Here is an 18,969-nt window from a genome sequence, read left to right as displayed (position 1 = left end):
TTGCGCCGTATGAGTGCTTTGCGAAGTACTGGCGCCGGGGCGGCGTGTCGAATAGTGCTGAAACGCGCCAGGAGAGTACGCATAGGCGCGAATCGGCCTAGAGCCGTCGGAACTCACCCCCACGGATCTTCTTGATGCGTCGCCACCTCAGAATCCGCGCCGCCGTGCTGGCGGTCGCGACAGCCTTGTTCGGCGTGCCGCCGGGACCGGCCCACGCCGACACCTTCGCCGCCACCCCGAACGTCGTCCAAGTCGTCGCGCACGCCGACGACACGTTCCTGTTCTTCAACCCGGACCTGCGCAAGGTCTACGACTACCCGCTCGTCACGGTGTTCCTCACCGCGGGCGCGGCCACCACGGAAGTGGGGCCGGGCAAGCCGTTCTCGAGCACCTGCCTGTACGGCGAGAGCCGCGACGAGGGCGCCCGCGCCGCCGCCGCCGAGATCGCCGGCGTGAAGAACCCCACCTGGACCCGGACCCCGATCACCTTCGCCGGCAAGGTCGTCGAGGAGGACACCCTCGACCAGGCGCCCCGGGTGAAGCTGGTGTTCTTCAAGCTGCACGACGCCGGTGACGCCAACTACGTCAGCGGCGTGAACAAGCAGGGGATCCTGGAGCAGATCTACAACTCCGGCCAGGTCACCGGCTGGCACGAGGCCACCATGGGCACCCTGGCGGCCGACGGCGGCTCGGACTGCGAGCAGGCGTACGCGAACCAGACGTACACCAAGTCGCAGCTGACGGCCTCGCTGACGGCGCTCTACGCGCACTACAACGCGACCGTCGTGTACGGCATGGACCCACACCGGTTCGACAGCGACCCGGGGAACACCGACCACCTCGGCGCCGGCGGCTTCACCCTGGACTCGGTGGCGAACTACCACGGCCCGAACAACGGCGGCCACGTCCTGCTGCGCCCCTACCGCGACTACAACATCAGCAACGAGGGCTCCACCCTCAACAGCGGCGACAGCGCGGTGAAGAAGGGCGACTTCCTGAGCTACCTCGGGCCGAACCGCGGCGACATCCCGGGTGTGTATCACGGCTTGTACGACACCTCGCCGGATCCGAACAACACGTTCTACACGCCCTTCTACAGCCGCCAGTACTCGCGGTGGCCGAACGGGAACGTGTGGACGGCGGTGGCCGGCACCGGGAAGCTCACCGCCTTCGCCATCCTCAACAGCCAGATCCAGACCTGGACCGAGAGCTCGCCGGGCGGGGCCTGGACCGGCCCCACGCCGATCGCCGGCAGCGGCGGGATGACCCCGAGGCTGTCGGTGACGGTCGACGCCTCGGGGCTGCTGCGGGTGTTCACCACGCGGCTGTCGGACTACTCGGTCATGACGGACGTGCAGACCGCTCCGGGCGTCTGGGGGGCCTGGAAGTCGCTGGGCAACCCCAACTCCGACAACCCGACGCTGGTGGGCGATCCGGCCGCGTTCACCGAGCAGAACGGGAACGTGACCGTGTTCGTCCGCAACCTCGGCACCGGGGTCAGCGGCAAGACCCTGAATCCCGGCGGCAGCTGGCCCAGCACGTGGGCCGACCTCGGCGGCTACCAGGTCCGCGACGACCTGTCGGTGGGCCTGGGCGGCAGCGGCACCGGCGAGCTGTTCGCCCCGTCGGGCCAGGGCATCCTGCACTGGAAGCAGAACGCGGCCAAGCGCTGGGCGATGGACTCCTCACCGCTGACCCCCGCGGCGACCGGGAAGACCCAGGTCTCCTTCGCCCTCAACGCGGACGGCCGGCCGGAGATCTTCTACGCCGACCCGAACAACCCGGCGGTCGCGACGCAGTGGACGCAGGGCGACGGCACCTGGACGAAGAACCCGGGGCTGCTCGGCGGCAGCCCGCCGATGCTGGAGAGCGTCGCCACCGCGACCGCGGGCGACGGCCGGATCAGCATCGCGATCCGCAACGCCGGCGGCGGGGTCAGCATGGCGTCGCAGAGCGCGGCGAACGCCGGCTTCTCCGGGTCCTGGCCGGACCTGGGGAACGTGATCGTCGGCGCGCCGGCGCTGGCGGTGGACACCGACGGCCGGCTGGTCGTGCTGGCCATGGAGCTGGACGGGGCGCTGCACGCGAACCGGCAGACGGCGGCCGGGACGGGCAGCCCGTTCGGCGGCTGGCAGCTCGCGGGGAGCTGAGTCCGGCGCTGTGAAGCGCGAACGGCCGCGGCCCGCATCCGGTGTCTTCGGGATGCGGGCCGCGGCCGTTGCTGTGTGAGCCGGTACCGGGGCTCAGTGCTGCTGGTACGGGTCGTCCCGGAACTGCCGGACGTCGATCATCCCGGTGTCGAAGAACCCGGAGGCCTCCGGGTGCTGCTGGTGCGACGGCTGCTGGGCGTACTGCTGCTCGTGCTGCGGGTACGCCTGGTACTCGCCGGTGTGGTACTCCGGCTGCTGTTGCTGTTGCTGTTGCTGTTGCTCGTACTGGGCGCCGTAGGGCTGCACCGGGTACGGGACCGAGGCCGGGTCGCTGTAGTTCGCGGCGTAGCCGTTCTCGGTGTCGTAGCCGTAGCCCACCGCGACCTGCGCCGGCTGCTGCTGGTGCTGGTACTCCTGCGGCGGGTAGTCCTGCGAGAAGTCCGGGCGCTGGAAGACGCCGCTCATGTCGGCCGCGGCGAACTCGTGCGAGAGCTCCGGCTCCGGCAGGCCGTACTCGCTCTGGCCGTAGACGGCGCCCTGCTGGGCGTAGGCGGGCTCGGCGTACGCCGGCTCCTGATAGGCCGGCTCCTGGTACGCGGGCTCGGCATAGGCCGCGTCCTGGTACGACGGCTGCTGCTCCTGGTACGCGGGCTCCTGCGGCTGGTAGGACGGCTCCTGCTGATAGCCGTTCTGCTGCGCCTCGTAGCCCTCGTCGGTGTACTTCGGGTACTCGCCGGTGTTGTACGTCTCGCGCGGGTAGCCGCCGGTGGGCACCTCGTCGCGCTCGTCGAAGTCGTACTCCGGCCGGGTCGCCGCCTCGACGGCGTCCTGCTCGGCCATGTGCTCGCCGAGCTCGGACATCGGGTCACGGCCGACCATCTTGGCCCGGCCCCGGCCCACCGCCTGCAGCGTCTTGGTGAGCACCACCTCGAAGTTGGCGAGCTTGTCGTCGACGTAGTTGTCGGCGTCCTCGCGGATCCGGCGCGCCTCCTCCAGGGCGGCGCCGCGGATGCGCTCGGCCTCCCGGCCCATCTCGGTCCCGGAGAGCATGCTGCCGCGCTCGCGCCGGGCCGCCTCGATGTGCTCCGAGGCGTCCCGCCGGGCCTGGGCTATCACCTCGTCGCGCTCGGCGACCAGGCGCCGCGAATCGGCGAGTTCCTCGGACACCCCGGCGGCGAGCTCGTGCAGGATCTCCAGGACCTCGGCGCGGTTGATCACGCACGAGGCCGACATCGGGACCGCTTTGGCGGTCTCGACGATCTGCACGAGGTCTCCGACCATCTGCTCCAGGCGGTCGCTTGTGGCCACTTCTCACTCGCTCCTCTAGCGGCCCGAGGGGCCGCCCCTTCTTGGCGACGGTCGGTCTTCGCGGGGTCTCGCGCGCGAGCCCCCTAGCGGCAAAGGCTACGCGGACTTCTTCTTCCGTTCAGCCAGTCGGTCGGTAAGAGACGAAAGGACCAGGTCGGGGACCAGGCCCGAGACGTCTCCGCCGAGCGAGGCGACTTCCTTCAGCAGGGAGGAGGACAGGTAGCTGTACAGCGGGTTGGAGGCCACGAACAACGTCTCGACCCCGGACAGCCGGTGGTTCATGTGCGACATCTGGAGTTCGTACTCGTAGTCGCTCACCGCCCGCAGCCCCTTCATGATCGCCCGGATCCCGTGCCGCGCGCAGAAGTCGACCAGCAGGCCCTCGAAGGGCTCGGCCCGCACGTTCCCGTACTCGGCGCTGACCTGCTTGACCAGGTCGATCCGCTCGTCGATGGTGAACAGCGATCCGGCCTTGCCGGCGTTCACCCCCACCGCGACGATCACCTCGTCGAACAGCTGCGAGGCGCGGCCGATGATGTCCAGGTGGCCGTTGGTGATCGGGTCGAAGGACCCGGGACAGACCACACGGCGGATGAGGGGCTCGTCCATGGTTACTCCGGCGGATTGAGGGGACCGGTCGTTGGGCCGCCGCGAACGTACCAGACAGCGAAGTTCATCCGGGCCTCCCCGTAAGTCTTGGTCCGCGTCGGCTCATAGCCCTGCGGCCAGGGGAAATCCCCGTCCCGCGCCGAGCGCTCGAGCACCGCGACGGCGTCCTCGGCGAGCCAGCCGCCGACCGCCAGCGCTGTGAGGATGGTCACGACGTCGGCGTCGGCCACCGCGTAGGGCGGATCGAGCAGGACCAGGTCGAACGGCGCCTCCTCGGGGGGCTCGGCGGCCACGGCGCGCTCGACCCGGTCGGCGGCGACCCGCACGCCGGGCAGGCCGACCGTCGCGATGTTCTGCGCGATCAGCCGGGTGACACGCCGATCCGCCTCGACGAGCAGCACGTTCTCGGCGCCGCGCGAAAGAGCCTCCAGGCCCAGCGCGCCGGAGCCGGCGAAGAGATCGAGGACTGACAATCCGGACATGCCGCCGAATTCGGATTCCAGGGCTGAGAACAGTCCTTCGCGGGCCCGGTCGCCGGTGGGGCGGGTGCCGTCGCCGGGCGGGACGGCCAGGCGGCGGCCCCGCGCACTGCCCGCGATGACGCGGGTCATCGGTGGCGGCCCGGATGGGAGGTGAGGTCGCTGATCATGTCTTGCCCAAGTATTCCGCGCGCTCGGGGTCCAGCAAGACGGCAATTGTCCGGGCGAGCGCCGGATACGCCGTCAGCTCCGGGTCCGCCTCGACCAGCGGTGTGGCCTCGTCGCGGGCCGCGCGGATCACGTCCTCGTCGTCGATCACGCTGAGCATCCGCAGTGAGCTGCGGTAGCCGGACTGCGTGGCGCCCAGGACGTCGCCCTCCTTGCGGATCGCGAGGTCCAGTTTCGACAGCTCGAAGCCGTCCAGCGTGGAGGCCACCGCGGCCAGCCGTTCGCGGGCCGGGGAGCCGTCGGGCGACTCGGTCACCAGCAGGCACAGCCCCGCCCACTTCCCGCGGCCCACCCGCCCGCGCAGCTGGTGCAGCTGCGACACGCCGAAGCGGTCCGCGTCCATCACCACGATCACCGTGGAGTTCGGGACGTTCACGCCGACCTCGATGACCGTCGTGGCGACCAGGACGTCCAGCTCGTGCGCGGCGTACGCGCGCATCACCGCGTCCTTGTCGTCCGGCGCCATGCGGCCGTGCAGCATCCCGACGCGCAGGCCCTTCAGCGGGCCCTCGGCCAGTTTGGCCGCGACCTCGACCACGGCCAGCGGCGGCCGGGCCTGCCCGGGGTCGGAGACCAGCTCGGAGCCGTCGTCGCTGGTTTCCTGACCGGCATTGCCCTCGCCGGCCTCGCCGATGCGCGGGCAGACCACATAGGCCTGATGCCCCGCGGCGACCTCCTCGCGGATCCGCTCCCAGACCCGCGTGAAGTGCGAAGGGTGCTCGTGCGCGGCCACCACGTGCGTGGCGATGGGCGAGCGGCCGGCCGGGAGCTCGGAAAGGATCGAGGTCTCCAGGTCGCCGAACACCGTCATGGCGACCGTGCGCGGGATCGGCGTCGCGGTCATGACCAGCACGTGCGGCGGGTCCTCGCCCTTGGCGCGCAGCGCGTCGCGCTGCTCGACGCCGAAGCGGTGCTGCTCGTCGATCACCACCAGACCGAGGTCGGCGAACTGCACGTGGTCCTGGATCACCGCGTGCGTCCCGATCACGATCCCGGCCGCGCCGGAGGCCGCGTCCAGCAGGTTGACCCGGCGGTCCTTCGCGTTCTGCGATCCGGTGAGCAGAGCGACCTTCACCCGCTTGCGCGACGGGTCGAAGGCCGGGGCCTCCGCTTCGGAGAACAGATCCAGCGGCACGTCCGCGGCGGCGCCGAGCATCTGCACGATGGACCGGTGGTGCTGCTGCGCCAGGACCTCGGTCGGGGCCAGCATCACCGCCTGGCCGCCGGCGTCCACCACGGCGAGCATGGCGCGCAGCGCGACCATCGTCTTGCCCGATCCCACGTCGCCCTGCAGCAGCCGGTGCATCGGGTGCTCGGAGGCCAGGTCCTGCTCGATCTCCGCGCCGACCTGGCGCTGGCCGCCGGTCAGAATAAACGGCAAAGCCGCGTCGAAGGCATCGAGCAGGCCGCCTTCGACCCGGCGGCGGGGCACGGCCGGCAGGGCCTTGAGCGCCTCCCGGCGCTGGGCCAGGACGACCTGCATCGGCAGCGCCTCGTCCCACTTCAGGCGCTTGCGGGCGGTGGCGATCTCCGGCCAGTCGTCGGGGCGGTGGATCCTGCGGAACGCCTCGGTCAGCGTCAGCAGGCCCTGCCGGGCCCGGACCGGGCGGGGCAGCGGGTCGTCCTCGATGTCGGCGTCGAGCTGGTCCATGACCATGCGGACGCAGCGCGCGATCTTCCAGGACGGCAGGCCGCCGGTGCTCGGGTAGAGCGGGATCAGCTCGCCGGCCCAGTTGTCGACGTCGTTGTCCTCGGCATCGGCGTCCAGTTTCGCGAAGTCGGGGTTCGTCAGCTGGATCTTGCCGTGGTACTCGCCGACCTTGCCGGCGAACATGCCGAGCATGCCGGGCTTGAGCGCGTTCGCGGCCTTCGGGTTGAAGAAGGTGATCTCCACCGCGGTGTCGGCGCTGTCGCGCACCTCGACGGTCAGCATCTGGCCGCGCCGGGCCGCCATCGAGCGCCGGCTGACCTTGGTCACCTGCGCGACGATCGTGGCCTCGGTACCCGGCTCGAGCTCGGCCAGCTCGGTCAGCTGGCCGCGCTTGACGTACTTGCGCGGGTAGTGGCGCAGCAGGTCGCCGACCGTGTCCAGGCTGAGCCCGGTACGCAGCACCTTGGCGGTGCGGTCGCCCACCGCCTTGTGCAGGGGCTCATCCAAGCGGATACCCATGGCCCGGACACCTCCCGGGGTCGCTCGACACCGTTGCTCACCCAACGCTGGCTTTTTTATTCAACGCCGGCTTTTATTCAACACCGATCAGGAGCGGGTAGCCGGTCTGCCCGCCGTCGTACACCACCACGTCCACCACCGGGTGCCGCATCCGCACCCGCTCGGTGACGGCCTCGGGCACGCCCGGCTCGGTGCCGTCCCCGATCACCAGGGTCACCATCTCACCGCCCGCCGACAGCATGCGCTCCAGCACGGCCTCGGCCGCGGCGGCCTGGTCGTCCTCGATCAGCGCGACGTCGTTCTCGACATGGCCCAGCACCTGGCCGGGCCGGCACACCCCGGCCATCGTCCAGGCCTCGGCGGAGGCCACCTCGATGGCCCCGTACCGGGTGGCCCCGGCCGCCGCGGTCATCGCCACCACGTCGGCGTCGAAGCGCCGGGACGGCTCGTGCACGGCCAGCGCCGCTATGCCCTGCACGGTCACCTTCGCCGGCACCGCGGCGACCCGCATCGCCGGCTGCCCGGCGGAGAGCCGCTCGGCCACGGCCGCGGCGACCGCGGTGGTCTCGGTGTCGTTGGGCAGCAGCACCACCTCGGAGGCCCGGGTGGCGGCCACGGCGCGCTCGAAGTCGGCGGCGCTGGGCACCCGGCCGGGCGCGACGCGCAGCACGTGCGCCCCGGCCTCCTCCAGCAGCGCGGCGATGCCCTCGCCGTAGGCCACGGCCACGACGGCCCGGGTCGCGCGGGAGCCCGGCGCGGCGGAGGCGGAGAGCGCCGGCGGCTCGGCCGGCTTGGCGACCTGCGAGGCCAGGTGGGTGATCTGGATGTCGCGCGGCCGCCCGGCGGCGATCCCGGCCTCCAGCGCGAAGCCGGCGTCGTCGACGTGCACGTGGACCCGCCACAGGCCGTCGCCGCCGACCACCACCAGGCTGTCGCCGCCGCCGCGCTCGCAGAAGTCGTCCAGGGCCCGCCGGAGCCCCGCCACCGCCTCGTCGGCGGCTTCCAGCAGGTAGATGACCTCGAACTCCGGCTCCGGGCGGGCCGGCGCCGGGACCGGCTCCAGCGCCCGCACGGCGGCCAGCCGCCGCTGGCGCAGGGCGCCGCGCGGGTCCAGGCCGCCGGTGTAGGCCGCCAGCGTGTCCAGGATCACCACCAGCCCGAGCCCACCGGCGTCCACCACGCCGGCCTGGCGCAGCACGTCGAGCTGCTCGGGGGTGCGGCCCAGCGCCTCGCGGGCGCCGGCCGCGGTGGCCTGCGCGACGTAGGCCAGGGAGTCGTTCGCGGTGAGCGGGTTCGGCACCGGCGGCACGGGCTGTACCGGCAGCACCTGGCCCGCCTGCCCTGCCTGGCTCGCCTGCCCGGCCTGCCCGTCGGCCGGAGCCTCGGTCCGCGCCGCCAGCTCCCCGATCGCCGCCGCGGCCGCCGACGCCGCCTCGGCCGCCGCTGAGGCCACCGACAGGATGGTCCCGGCGGCCGGCCGGGCGACCGCCTCGTAGGCCAGCTCGGCCGCCGCGGCCAGGCCGGCCGCCAGGGCCGCGCCGTCGACCGCCGAGCCGGTGTAGCGGGCCCCCGCGGCGCCGCGCAGCAGCTGGCTGAGGATCACCCCGGAGTTCCCGCGCGCGCCCAACAGGGCACCGTGGGCCAGCGCCTGGAGCGCCTCCGGGACCGAGGGCGCGGGGCCCGGGGCGGCCATCCGGTCGTCCAGGGCGCGGCACGCGGCCTCGAAGGTGAGGTACATGTTGGTACCGGTGTCGGAGTCGGCGATGGGGAAGACGTTGAGCGCGTCGATCTCCTCGCGGTACCGTCCCAGGACCGTCAGGGCCGCTCCGGCCCAGCGGCGCAGCGCTCCGGCGTCGACCGGGGCCGCGGCCGGGCGCGGGGGCGGCGCGGCGGGTCCGGGCGCGGTGGGGGGCATGGCGGCCAGGGTACCGCTGCGGCCTGTGGCAACCGGCGCACGCACCGCCCGGGCACCGGATTGGCGTCACGGCCCGCACGTCGGCTACTCTGACCAGGTTGCCAGGACGGGCCCAGCCCCCTGGCCATCAGTACCTGCCCGCCGATGACGGCGGGGATCACGCAAGCACGCAGCCGCAGGAAATCAAGACCACCGGCAGCGTCAACGACTCGGTAGAGGTGAATCGAAGTGGCTGCCAACTGCGACGTGTGCGGCAAGGGGCCGGGCTTCGGCCACAACATCTCGCACTCGCACCGCCGCACCAAGCGGCGCTGGAACCCGAACATCCAGACCGTCCGCGCGGTCGTGAACGGGACTCCGAAGCGCGTCAACGCCTGCACCTCCTGCATCAAGGCGGGCAAGGTCGCGCGCTGAGCGTGTGCTGAGTGGCGGGCAAAGCGGTGGTAAAAAGCCGCATGCTCTGAAGCTTGTCGAACCGCAGGTCAGCCCCTCGAGGGCCGACCTGCGGTTCTGTGTGTTCTTCAAACGGTAAGGCCTCCGACTCGCGACTGTGTCAGTACGGCATGTCACGATGGAACGCATGACCCTTCTCACGGTGGAGGGTGCCCTGGACTACATCTCGGGCATCTGCTTCAAGACCGGCCCGCCGAGCCGGGTCGGCGTGGAACTGGAATGGTTCCCCCGGGACGCACGCCATCCGGAGCATTTGCCGGAGCGTGAACGCCTCATGCGTGCCTTCGCGGACGCGGCGGACCTGCCGTTGTCCGGCACCCTGACGATGGAACCCGGCGGCCAGTGGGAGCTCAGCTCCTCCCCCGCCGACTCGGTCCGTGATCTGATCGCCACCGCGGACCGTGATCTGGAACTCCTCCGGCGATCGGCTGCGGAGGCAGGCTTAGCGCTCGTCGGCATGGGCCGCGAGCACGGCCACCCCCCGAGTCGGCTCGTCGACCATCCCCGCTACGTCGCGATGGAGCACTACTTCGACCGCGACAACGGCTCCGGCCGCGTCATGATGTGCTCCACCGCCTCGATCCAGGTGAACCTGGACGCCGGCACCGAGCACGACGGTCCGGACGGTTACCGCCGCCGCTGGCGGCTGGCGCACCAGCTCACCCCGGTCCTCACCTACGCCTTCTGCCGGACCGACAGGCCGGCGGTGTGGGCCGCGATCGACCCCGGGCGCACCGGCGCCCCTCCCCTGGACTCCCCCGACCCGCGTCTGGCGTACGCGCAGTACGCCCTGGACGCGAACCTGTTGTGCGTCCGGCGCCCCGAAGGCGCCCCCTGGACCGCGCCGCCGGGACTCACCTTCCGCGAGTGGATCAAGACCGGCGAGCTGGATCCCGGCGAGGACCGCCCACCGACCCTGGACGACCTCGCCTATCACCTGTCCACCCTCTTCCCGCCGGTACGGCCGCAGGGGCACCTGGAGTTACGGGTGCTCGACGCGCTGCCCGGCGATCTGTGGCGGGTGCCGACCGCGGTCGTCACCGCCCTGTTCCACGACGCCCAGGCCGCCGACGACGCCTGGGCCGCCCTCGAACTGACACCGATCCGGAAAGCCGCCGCGGCCTGCTTCGACGCCGCCCTGTCCGCCCTGGGGCGGATGGACGTGCCGTCGTCGCTCATAGCCGAGGTCGCGCGCTACGCCGAGGAGGACCTCCCATGACAGTGCCCGTAGACGACACCGCGTCGGCCGGCGCGGCCGGCCTGGCCGAGCGCATCGCCCGCAGCCTGGAGCGCGCCCGGGAACGCACGCACGGCCTGACCGGCCCGGTCGAGGACCCCGATCTCATCCGCCAGCACTCCCCGCTGATGTCGCCCCTGGTCTGGGACCTGGCGCACATCGGCAACCAGGAGGAGCTGTGGCTGCTGCGCAACCTCGGCGGCCGCGAGCCCATGCACCCGGAGATCGACCCGCTGTACGACGCCTTCGAGCACCCGCGCGCCGAGCGCCCGACCCTGCCGCTGCTGCCGCCCGACGAGGCCAGACGCTACGTCCACGAAGTCCGCGGCCGGGTGATGGACCTGCTGGAGCAGCCCCGCTGGGGAGACGAGGAGCTCAGCCGCGGCGGCTTCGCCTTCGGCATGATCGCCCAGCACGAGCAGCAGCACGACGAGACCATGCTGATCACCCACCAGATCCGGGCCGGCGAGCCGGTCCTGCACCGCTCAGCGCCGCCGGCCCCGCCGGCCGACGCGCTCGCGCTGCCGGCCGAGGTGTTCGTCCCCGGAGGCCCGTTCACCATGGGCACCTCGACCGAGGCCTGGGCCCTGGACAACGAGCGCCCGGCGCACGAGGTCGACGTCGCCGGGTTCTGGCTCGACACCACCCCGGTCACCAACGGCGCGTACCTGGAGTTCATCGCCGACGGCGGCTACGACGACCCGCGCTGGTGGTCCGAGGCCGGCTGGGCACACCGGCAGTCGGCCGGCCTGTTCGCCCCGCTCTACTGGACCCGCGAGGGCGAGCAGTGGTTGCGGCGGCGCTTCGGTGTGGTGGAGCCGGTGCCGGCCGAGGAGCCGGTGGTCCATGTCACCTACTACGAGGCCGAGGCCTACGCGGCGTGGAAGGGCCGGCGGCTGCCGACCGAGGCCGAGTGGGAGAAGGCCGCGCGCCACGACCCGATCAGCGGCCGCTCGCGCCGGTACCCGTGGGGTGACGAGGATCCCCTGCCGCAGCACGCGAATCTCGGTCAGGCCTACCTGCAGCCCTCTGCCGCGGGCTCCTATCCGGAGGGCGAGGCGCCGTCCGGGGCGCGGCAGCTGATCGGCGACGTCTGGGAGTGGGTGTCGTCGGACTTCCTGCCCTATCCCGGGTTCGCCGCGTGGCCGTACCGGGAGTACTCGGAGGTCTTCTTCGGCCCGGACTACAAGGTGCTGCGCGGCGGTTCGTTCGCCGTCGACCCGGTGGCCTGCCGGGGCACCTTCCGGAACTGGGACTACCCGATCCGGCGGCAGATCTTCTCCGGGTTCCGGACGGCCCGCGATGGAGCCCTGGAATCAGGGGGAGCCCTCTGATGTGCCGGCACCTGGCCTATCTGGGCCCGCGCAGATCCTTGCGGGAGCTGCTGATCGACCCGCCGCACTCCCTGTTCCGGCAGAGCTGGGAACCGTCGCGGCAGACGCACGGCGTGGTGAACGCGGACGGTTTCGGCGTCGGCTGGTTCGCCGACCCGGACCCGGTGCCGGCGCGGTACCGGCAGGCCGGCCCGATCTGGGCCGACCCCTCGTTCCCCGACATCGCGCGGGTGACGCGCAGCGGTGCGGTGCTGGCCGCCGTGCGCGACGCCACGACGGGCACGGCCACCGGCGCCGAGGCCGCGGCCCCCTACACCGGCGAGGGCTGGCTGTTCAGCCACAACGGATCGGTCGGCGGTTATCCGGGATCGGTCGCCAAGCTGGCCGGGACGCTGCCGGCGGTGGACCTGCTGGAGCTGGAGTCACGGACCGACTCGGCGTTCGTCTGGGCCCTGATCCGGTCCCGGGCGCGCGACGGCGCGGCGATGGACGAGGCGGTCGCCTCGGTCGTCGCCGACGTGGCGGCGGTCGCCGAGTCCCGGCTCAACCTGCTGCTCATGAACGACACGACAATCGTCGCCTCGGTCTTCGGCGACTCGCTCAGCGCGCGGACCGGCGGCGGCCTCACGGTCGTCGCCTCGGAGCCCGACGACGACTCGGCCGATTGGGCCGACGTCGCGGAGGGGGTCCACATGTGGAGTGCGCACGGATTGGTGGAGGGACGATGACAGGTATAGAGATCGAGCGCCGGCTTCCGGAGGACTTCTTCGCGGCGGCGCTGCGGGACGACGTCCTCAAGGGCCTGACCGCGGAGCCGAAGTGGCTGCCGCCCAAGTGGTTCTACGACGCGCGCGGCAGCGAGTTGTTCGAGGAGATCACCCGCCTTCCGGAGTACTACCCGACGCGCGCCGAGCGGGAGATCCTGACCGACCGCGCGGCCGAGATCGCCTCGGTGACGCGGGCCGAGACGCTGGCCGAACTCGGCTCGGGGTCCTCGACCAAGACGACGCTGCTGCTCGACGCCCTCCGCGACGCCGGGACACTGCGCCGCTACGACCCGATCGACGTCAGCGAGGCGGCGCTGCTGGCCTCGGGCGAGCAATTGCAGCGGCGCTATCCGGAGTTGACGATCCACGCGGTCGTCACCGACTTCGAGGAGCGACTGGCGATCCCGGAGTCGGCCGGGCCCCGGCTGGTGGTCTTCCTCGGCGGGACGATCGGCAACCTGCTGCCCGAGGAGCGCTCGGTCTTCCTGGCGCGGCTGCGCGCCGGGCTGCGCCCCGGGGAGTGGCTGCTGCTCGGCACGGACTTGGTGAAGGACCCTGAGACGCTGGTCGCGGCGTACGACGACGCGGCCGGGGTGACGGCGGAGTTCAACAAGAACGTGCTGCGCGTGGTGGACCGGGAGCTGGACGCCGATTTCGATCCGGACGACTTCGACCACGTGGCGCTGTGGGATCCGGCCGCGGAGTGGATCGAGATGCGGCTGCGGGCCCGGCGCGAGCTGTCGGTCCGGCTGAAGGACCTGGATCTGGGGGTGTCGTTCGAGCGCGGCGAGGAGCTGCGGACTGAGATCTCGGCGAAGTTCCGGCCCGAGGGTGTGGCCCGGGAACTCGGCGCGGCCGGGTTCGCGGTGCGGCACTGGTGGACGGACTCGGCGGGGCGGTTCGGGCTTTCGCTGGCGGAAGCCGTATAGCAGCCCGGTAGCTGGTGGAAGGTCGTCCGGAGGAACGAGTAGGCAGTTCCCGTCCCTCCGGACGGCCACACGCTATGCGGCACGCCTTGCGTCGCGATTGCGCCGCGGGTGCGACGGCGCGGACCGGCCCGGCCGCCTCAGTGCAGGCGCACCAGCCGGTCCCAGCCGGCCTTGTCCAGCATCGCCGTGTAGTAGTAGTTGGGGATCGTCCACTTCCCCGTGGGCAGGGGGTTCAGGCCGCCGGACTGGTCGTAGGCCTTGAGGATCTGGACGGCCTTGGTCAGGCAGTTGTCCGCGACGAGGTTGTAGTTCTTGCCGTTGATCCGGTTGACCACCGCGTTGGCGTCATGCTGGTCGGAGGCCAGGGTGTCCGTGCAGCGGTAGGTGGTGTAGCCGCCGGCGTCGTGGCGGTTCCGGAAGTCGGCCACCATCTGCGCGAAGGAGCCGTGCTTGCGCCAGCCGTTCTGCTGCCCGAGCGTCGCGCCGTAGTCCCACTGGCCGTGGTCGGCGGACCAGCGGTACGCCCAGCCGATGTGCCCGGCGTCCACCGGTTCGCGCGGCGCGTCGAACAGGCACACCCGGCCGTGCGGGTGGCTGCCGGGCTTCGCGGGCTGTGCCGACGCGGCGGGTGCCGTGAGCGCCGCGGCGGACACGGTCGCCAGGGTGAGGGCGGCGCATTTCATCCGGGTTCGCAAGGAGGACCTCCATCGCTCGGCGGCCGCCGGCGTGGTGCGGCGGCCTCTCCCCGGGGATATCGGCCTCGGCGGCCGGGGACTGAAGCCGGCCGGCGGTCCTCAGGCTCGGTTCGCCAGGGCCCGCCAGCGCCAGCCGTGGTCCACCGGACCGATGCCGGCGCCCAGCGGGAAGCCGGCCGCGATGCCGCCGGTGACGTAGTCCTTCGCGGCGCGCACCGCGCTGGGCACGTCGTCGCCGAGGGCCAGGCGGGAGGCGATGGCGCTGGCCAGGGTGCAGCCGGTGCCGTGGGTGTGGCGGTTGTCGTGGCGGGGGGCGCGCAGCCAGTGCTCGGCGCCGTCGGGGCCGACCAGGAGGTCCACCGACTCCGGGGCCCGGCTCAGGTGGCCGCCCTTCACCAGGACCCAGCGCGGGCCCAGGTCGGCCAGGGCGCGGGCGGCCTCGATCATGTCGGCCTCGGCGGTCACCTCCAGGCCGGTGATGAGGCGGACCTCGTCGAGGTTCGGGGTGACCACCGTGGCGCGCGGCAGCAGTTCGCCGCGCAGGGCGTCCAGGGCCTCGGGGGCCAGCAGCGGGTCGCCGTGCTTGGAGACGCTCACCGGGTCGACGACCACCGGGACGGCCGGGTCCAGGGTGCCGATCAGCCGGGCCACCGCCGAGGTGAGCTCGGAGGAGGCCAGCATGCCGGTCTTCACCGCGTCCACGCCGATGTCGTCCACGACCGAGCGGAACTGGCGCTCCACCGCCTCGATCGGCAGCGCCCAGAAGTCCTGGACGCCGAGCGAGTTCTGCGCGGTGACCGCCGTCAGCACCGACATGCCGTGCACGCCGTGCGCCAGCATCGTCTTCAGATCGGCCTGGATGCCCGCGCCGCCGCCGGAGTCGCTTCCGGCGATGGTGAGGACACGGGGCGGGGCGCTGGAAACCGGGGCACCGGGGGCGGCTGACATGGTGATCAGCATACGAGCCGCGGAGGGCGGGTCAGATGCGCAGGTCCAGCATGTAGAAGACCTTGTCGTAGCGCTTCTCCCCCACCGCGACGAAGTCCGGGAGCCGGCCGTATTCGCGGAAGCCGAGCGTGCGGTACAGATGCAGCGCGTTCGCGTTGTCGCCGCGGGCGTCGAGGGTCAGCACCTCGATCCCGGCGTCGCGCGCACTGTCCACCAGGGCCGCGGTGAGCAGGCGACCGGCTCCCAGGCCCTGCGCGCCGGGGTCGATGGCGACCTTCTCCAAGTCGGCGTGCGGACGATGCGTGGGGCGCTCATACCGCAGCCAATAGCCGAGCCCCACCAAGCGATCGCCGGAGTACGCCAACCGCAGCGCACCGTCACCGGCACGCGAGGCGGCAGCGACCTTCGCCAAAAGCGCGGCGATCTCAGCCTTCGAAGGCGGGTCCACCCACCCGAGCGCCGCGCCGCCGGAAACCAGCTCGGCAAAGATGGTCTGCGCGGCATCGGCCACAGACTGGTCCGCCGCGACACCATCGCGGATCTCCACAACCGGGCTGTTCATGATCCGCAGTGTGCCACTACGCCATCGCCCAGGACGCCGGACTGAACTTCTGCGTCAGCTCCACCAGCGCCCGCAACGGCTCCGCGGCCGGCCCGATCCCCTCGCGCCACCGCGCCTCGATGGTCAGCGGCGCCAGGCCTTCCTTCAGGTCCAGCATCACCAGGTCCCCGGATTCCAGCTCCGCCGCGACCGAGAACCTCGGCAGCAGCGCGGCTCCGCGCCCGTTGACCGTCAGCCGCCGCAGCGCGTTCAGCGATCCGGTGATCATGGCGATCTTCAGCGACGGCCCCAGATCGCGCCCGCACTCGTCGAACAGCTGCCGGTAGATGCAGCCGATCTCGGTCACCATGAACTCCGTGCGGCGCACGTCGTCCAGCGTCAGCGGATGCACGCTCGCCAGCGGGTGCGAGGGCGCCGTCACCAGCACCACGCGGTCGGTGCCGACCACCGCCGTGGGGCCGTCGTAGGGCGGGCCGCTGTCCAGCGTGAACACCGCGTCCAGGCGCCCTTCCTGCAACTCCTCCATCAGCCGGGTGCGGCTGGTGACGGTGACCGTGACGTCCGCAGTCTGGGGGCCCGCGGCCCCGTGGTCGAAGGCGGTCAGCATCTCCGGCAGCCACTCGTCGGCCAGCGACTGCAGCGCCCCGATGCGCAGCAGCGGACGGTGCCCGGAGACGGTGCGCCGCATCTCGCCGTCCAGGTCCAGCATCCGGCGCGCGTACGGCAGCAGGCGCTGCCCGGCCTCGGTCGGGACCGTGCCGATGCTCGTACGGTTCAGGACCGGTGTGCCCAGGTCGCGCTCCAGGGTGCGCAGCTGGTCGCTGACGCTGCTCTGCGCGTAGCCGAGCTGCTCGGCGGCCGCCGAGATGCCGCCGGATTCCACGACCGCGAGGAACGCGCGCAACTGCCGGGTGTCCATGCGGCCATCCTGCCATCGGTTTCTCCGATACGGGAGGCTCGCAGGATACGGTGCCTGAAACTTCCATTCCCAAGGAGACATGGTGGCTCGCTTCGCCGTCGAATACGTCTACACCGCCGACACCGCCAAGCGGGACGAGATCCGCCCCGCGCACCGCGCGTTCCTGGCCGAGGCCCAGAGCCGCGGAGAGCTGCTGGTCTCCGGGCCCTGGGCCAACAACACCGGCGCGCTGCTGATCTTCGAGACCGAGGACGAGGCCGCGCTGAAGGCCCTGCTGGAGCACGACCCCTTCGCCGAGGCGGACCTGGTCAGCCGGGTCCGGATCAACGAGTTCAACCCGGTCCTGGGGAGCTGGCTGGCCGGCTGAGGCTGATTGAGACCGATCGAGACCGATCGAGACCGGCTGCGGCCGCCCGGCCGCTGCGGTCCGCCCCGGTCCGCCCCGGTCCGCCGCTAGATCCGGTACAGGATCCGGTCCCGCTGCGCGCGGATCGGATCCAGGAACGTGGAACGCACTTCGTGGTGGCCGGGGTCGGCGACCCAGGCCCGGTAGGTCTCCTCGTCGTCGAAGTCGGCGATCACCGCCGCGTCCATCGCGTCGTCCGTCAGGCGGACGTCGCGGTGGAACTCGAAGTGGCGGCGCCCCTCGAACGGCACGGCGCCCAGGGCCCGGCCGAAGGCCTCGATCTGCTCGTCGGTGGCCTCGGGGGTGAATTTGATGAGCAATATGCTTCTGATCACCCTCCGATCTTCGCGCAGCCGCCGACCCGCGCGCCATCGGAGTCTCCGATGGCGCGATCGGAAACAAGACCTGTCGAGACCGCGCCGCCCGGCGTGATCCTCGGGTCATGGCACTGATCGACGAAGCCGCGCCGAAGACGGCGGCGCCCGCACCGCGCACCTCCACTCCGAGAAACAGAGCAGCCTTCACCGGCATCGTCGCCGGCAACTTCATGGTCCTGATCGACGCGACCATCCTCAACGTCGCCCTCCCCGACCTGAAAGCGCACCTGCACGCCTCGGCCGCCGCGCTGCCGTGGACCGTGGACGCCTACACCGTGGTGTTCGCCGGCCTGATGCTGGCCTCCGGCGCGGTCGCCGACCGGTTCGGCGCCCGCCGCGTCTACCAGAGCGCCGTCGCCCTGTTCGGCGTGTTGTCGCTGCTGTGCGCGCTGGCGCCGAACGCCGGCGGCCTGATCGCCGGCCGGGCGCTGCTCGGCGCCGCCGCGGCCGGCATGGTCCCGGCCTCGCTGGCACTGCTGGCCGGGCTCTACCCCGACGCCAAGGAGCGGATGAAGGCCGTCGGCGCGTGGGCCGCGCTGTCCGGGATCGGCCTGGCCGTCGGGCCGGTGCTCGGCGGCGCGCTGGTCGCGGCCGGCGGCTGGCGGCTGGTGTTCGTCGTGAACCCGCCGCTGGCCCTGGTCTCCTGGTTCCTGGTGCGGGGCTTGTCCTCACAGGGTTCCGGACACGGTGCCGGGCAGGGTTCCGGTCAGCGCAAGAAGTTCGACCTCCCAGGCCTGGTGCTGTTCACCGTCGCGCTCTGCGCCCTGACCTACGGCCTGGTGGACGCCGGCACCGAGGGCTGGAGCCGGCCGGCCGCGCTGATCGCGCTGGCGGTCGCGGTACTGGCGGCGGTGGCGGTGACCCTGGTAGAGCGCGGAGCCCAGACCCCGGTCCTGCCGCCGGAACTGCTGCGCCTGGGCCGGGTCCGCACCAACCTGCTGACGGCGGTCACGGCGAACTACATCTTCTACGGCCTGCTGTACACGGTGACGCTGTGGCTGGAGGAGACACGGCACCTGAGCGCGGCGATGACCGGGGTGGCGTTCCTGCCGATGATGATCCCGCTGTGCTTCCTGCCCTTCTTCACCAGCCGCCTGGCCCACCGCTTCGGCGCGCGGCCGATGGTGATGGTCGCGATGGTGCTGGACGCCGCGGTCGGCGCGGTCCTGTTCACCGTCGGCGCGCACACCTCGCTGGCCGTGGTGGTCGCCGCGCAGATCCTGATGGCGATCGCCACCACCATGACCATCCCGTCGATCACCGCGGACATGGCCGTGGCCACCCCCCGCCCGCTCGCCGCGACCGGCCAGGGCGCCCTGAACGCCGCCCGCCAGACCGGCAGCGCCCTGGGCGTGGCGGTCCTCGGAACACTGTCCGGGATGCACGCCGCAGGGATCGCGATGTCCGCCGGGGCACTGATCACGCTGGTGCTGGCCGGGCTGACGCGCCGGAGCACGCAGGCCTGATGCCGGGTGCGGCGCTC

Annotated in this window: 18 protein-coding genes; 8 read left to right on the top strand and 10 right to left on the bottom strand. The window is 72.1% G+C overall.

Features of this window, described 5'->3' with window-relative positions:
- Positions 1 to 134 precede the first annotated feature (134 nt).
- Positions 135 to 2,150 carry a hypothetical protein gene (locus ABIA35_RS08620; protein ID WP_370357532.1) on the top strand — a complete coding sequence of 672 codons (2,016 nt, stop codon included), beginning with the start codon at positions 135 to 137 and terminating at the stop codon, positions 2,148 to 2,150.
- A 93-nt stretch (positions 2,151 to 2,243) separates the two neighbouring features.
- On the opposite strand, the gene ABIA35_RS08615 is transcribed toward ABIA35_RS08620, so the two are convergent.
- From ABIA35_RS08615 to ABIA35_RS08595, 5 genes are all read right to left on the bottom strand, one after another.
- Positions 2,244 to 3,458, bottom strand: coding sequence for a hypothetical protein (locus tag ABIA35_RS08615; RefSeq protein ID WP_370337719.1), 1,215 nt, complete (start codon positions 3,456 to 3,458; stop codon positions 2,244 to 2,246).
- A gap of 96 nt (positions 3,459 to 3,554) precedes the next feature.
- Positions 3,555 to 4,052 (bottom strand): pantetheine-phosphate adenylyltransferase, encoded by a 498-nt coding sequence (gene coaD, locus ABIA35_RS08610; protein ID WP_370338452.1) that lies wholly within the window; start codon positions 4,050 to 4,052, stop codon positions 3,555 to 3,557.
- 17 nt (positions 4,053 to 4,069) lie between these two features.
- Positions 4,070 to 4,678, bottom strand: a complete 609-nt coding sequence (gene rsmD / locus ABIA35_RS08605) for a 16S rRNA (guanine(966)-N(2))-methyltransferase RsmD (RefSeq protein ID WP_370357531.1) — start codon at positions 4,676 to 4,678, stop codon at positions 4,070 to 4,072.
- 34 nt (positions 4,679 to 4,712) lie between these two features.
- Positions 4,713 to 6,944, bottom strand: coding sequence for an ATP-dependent DNA helicase RecG (gene recG, locus ABIA35_RS08600; protein ID WP_370357530.1), 2,232 nt, complete (start codon positions 6,942 to 6,944; stop codon positions 4,713 to 4,715).
- 73 nt (positions 6,945 to 7,017) lie between these two features.
- Positions 7,018 to 8,859, bottom strand: coding sequence for a DAK2 domain-containing protein (locus tag ABIA35_RS08595; protein ID WP_370357529.1), 1,842 nt, complete (start codon positions 8,857 to 8,859; stop codon positions 7,018 to 7,020).
- Between the two features lie 228 nt (positions 8,860 to 9,087).
- Here ABIA35_RS08595 and rpmB point away from each other — a divergent pair, with 228 nt between their 5' ends.
- From rpmB to egtD, 5 genes are all read left to right on the top strand, one after another.
- Positions 9,088 to 9,273 carry a 50S ribosomal protein L28 gene (gene rpmB, locus ABIA35_RS08590; RefSeq protein ID WP_194909835.1) on the top strand — a complete coding sequence of 62 codons (186 nt, stop codon included), beginning with the start codon at positions 9,088 to 9,090 and terminating at the stop codon, positions 9,271 to 9,273.
- Positions 9,274 to 9,439: 166 nt separating this feature from the next.
- On the top strand, positions 9,440 to 10,531 hold the full coding sequence (locus ABIA35_RS08585; RefSeq protein WP_370337710.1) for a glutamate-cysteine ligase family protein: 1,092 nt from the start codon (positions 9,440 to 9,442) through the stop codon (positions 10,529 to 10,531).
- Positions 10,528 to 11,883 (top strand): ergothioneine biosynthesis protein EgtB, encoded by a 1,356-nt coding sequence (gene egtB / locus ABIA35_RS08580; protein ID WP_370337708.1) that lies wholly within the window; start codon positions 10,528 to 10,530, stop codon positions 11,881 to 11,883. Before ABIA35_RS08585 ends, egtB begins: the two co-directional genes overlap by 4 nt.
- Entirely contained in the window at positions 11,883 to 12,611 is a 729-nt protein-coding gene (egtC, locus tag ABIA35_RS08575) for an ergothioneine biosynthesis protein EgtC (RefSeq protein ID WP_370337706.1), read from the top strand. Before egtB ends, egtC begins: the two co-directional genes overlap by 1 nt.
- Entirely contained in the window at positions 12,608 to 13,579 is a 972-nt protein-coding gene (egtD, locus tag ABIA35_RS08570) for an L-histidine N(alpha)-methyltransferase (protein ID WP_370337704.1), read from the top strand. Before egtC ends, egtD begins: the two co-directional genes overlap by 4 nt.
- A gap of 137 nt (positions 13,580 to 13,716) precedes the next feature.
- Here egtD and ABIA35_RS08565 read toward each other — a convergent pair whose 3' ends face one another.
- The 4 genes from ABIA35_RS08565 to ABIA35_RS08550 form a co-directional block, all read right to left on the bottom strand.
- Entirely contained in the window at positions 13,717 to 14,274 is a 558-nt protein-coding gene (locus ABIA35_RS08565; protein WP_370337702.1) for a hypothetical protein, read from the bottom strand.
- Positions 14,275 to 14,373: 99 nt separating this feature from the next.
- Positions 14,374 to 15,222 (bottom strand): bifunctional hydroxymethylpyrimidine kinase/phosphomethylpyrimidine kinase, encoded by an 849-nt coding sequence (gene thiD, locus ABIA35_RS08560; RefSeq protein WP_370337700.1) that lies wholly within the window; start codon positions 15,220 to 15,222, stop codon positions 14,374 to 14,376.
- A gap of 31 nt (positions 15,223 to 15,253) precedes the next feature.
- Positions 15,254 to 15,784 carry an N-acetyltransferase family protein gene (locus ABIA35_RS08555; RefSeq protein ID WP_370337698.1) on the bottom strand — a complete coding sequence of 177 codons (531 nt, stop codon included), beginning with the start codon at positions 15,782 to 15,784 and terminating at the stop codon, positions 15,254 to 15,256.
- Between the two features lie 16 nt (positions 15,785 to 15,800).
- Positions 15,801 to 16,703, bottom strand: coding sequence for a LysR family transcriptional regulator (locus tag ABIA35_RS08550; protein ID WP_370337696.1), 903 nt, complete (start codon positions 16,701 to 16,703; stop codon positions 15,801 to 15,803).
- A 79-nt stretch (positions 16,704 to 16,782) separates the two neighbouring features.
- Between ABIA35_RS08550 and ABIA35_RS08545 the strand changes: the two genes are divergently transcribed.
- A complete protein-coding gene (locus ABIA35_RS08545) occupies positions 16,783 to 17,070 on the top strand; it encodes a YciI family protein (protein WP_370337694.1) in 288 nt (95 codons plus the stop codon).
- Positions 17,071 to 17,156: 86 nt separating this feature from the next.
- Here the strand turns inward: ABIA35_RS08545 and ABIA35_RS08540 are convergent, their stop codons facing one another.
- Positions 17,157 to 17,444 (bottom strand): Dabb family protein, encoded by a 288-nt coding sequence (locus ABIA35_RS08540; protein WP_370337692.1) that lies wholly within the window; start codon positions 17,442 to 17,444, stop codon positions 17,157 to 17,159.
- A gap of 107 nt (positions 17,445 to 17,551) precedes the next feature.
- Between ABIA35_RS08540 and ABIA35_RS08535 the strand changes: the two genes are divergently transcribed.
- Positions 17,552 to 18,952, top strand: coding sequence for an MFS transporter (locus tag ABIA35_RS08535; RefSeq protein ID WP_370357528.1), 1,401 nt, complete (start codon positions 17,552 to 17,554; stop codon positions 18,950 to 18,952).
- Positions 18,953 to 18,969 lie beyond the last annotated feature (17 nt).

The sequence above is a fragment of the Catenulispora sp. MAP12-49 genome (genome assembly GCF_041262705.1).
Classification (GTDB): domain Bacteria; phylum Actinomycetota; class Actinomycetes; order Streptomycetales; family Catenulisporaceae; genus Catenulispora.
This window is presented reverse-complemented; position numbering and strand designations above follow the sequence as displayed.

Coding starts and splice junctions, on each gene's coding strand:
- ABIA35_RS08620 (WP_370357532.1), top strand. CDS start 135: ATGCGTCGCCACCTCAGAATCCGCGCCGCCGTGCTGGCGGTCGCGACA.
- rsmD (WP_370357531.1), bottom strand. CDS start 4,678: ATGACCCGCGTCATCGCGGGCAGTGCGCGGGGCCGCCGCCTGGCCGTC.
- recG (WP_370357530.1), bottom strand. CDS start 6,944: ATGGGTATCCGCTTGGATGAGCCCCTGCACAAGGCGGTGGGCGACCGC.
- ABIA35_RS08595 (WP_370357529.1), bottom strand. CDS start 8,859: ATGCCCCCCACCGCGCCCGGACCCGCCGCGCCGCCCCCGCGCCCGGCC.
- ABIA35_RS08585 (WP_370337710.1), top strand. CDS start 9,440: ATGACCCTTCTCACGGTGGAGGGTGCCCTGGACTACATCTCGGGCATC.
- egtB (WP_370337708.1), top strand. CDS start 10,528: ATGACAGTGCCCGTAGACGACACCGCGTCGGCCGGCGCGGCCGGCCTG.
- egtC (WP_370337706.1), top strand. CDS start 11,883: ATGTGCCGGCACCTGGCCTATCTGGGCCCGCGCAGATCCTTGCGGGAG.
- egtD (WP_370337704.1), top strand. CDS start 12,608: ATGACAGGTATAGAGATCGAGCGCCGGCTTCCGGAGGACTTCTTCGCG.
- thiD (WP_370337700.1), bottom strand. CDS start 15,222: ATGTCAGCCGCCCCCGGTGCCCCGGTTTCCAGCGCCCCGCCCCGTGTC.
- ABIA35_RS08555 (WP_370337698.1), bottom strand. CDS start 15,784: ATGAACAGCCCGGTTGTGGAGATCCGCGATGGTGTCGCGGCGGACCAG.
- ABIA35_RS08550 (WP_370337696.1), bottom strand. CDS start 16,703: ATGGACACCCGGCAGTTGCGCGCGTTCCTCGCGGTCGTGGAATCCGGC.
- ABIA35_RS08545 (WP_370337694.1), top strand. CDS start 16,783: ATGGTGGCTCGCTTCGCCGTCGAATACGTCTACACCGCCGACACCGCC.
- ABIA35_RS08535 (WP_370357528.1), top strand. CDS start 17,552: ATGGCACTGATCGACGAAGCCGCGCCGAAGACGGCGGCGCCCGCACCG.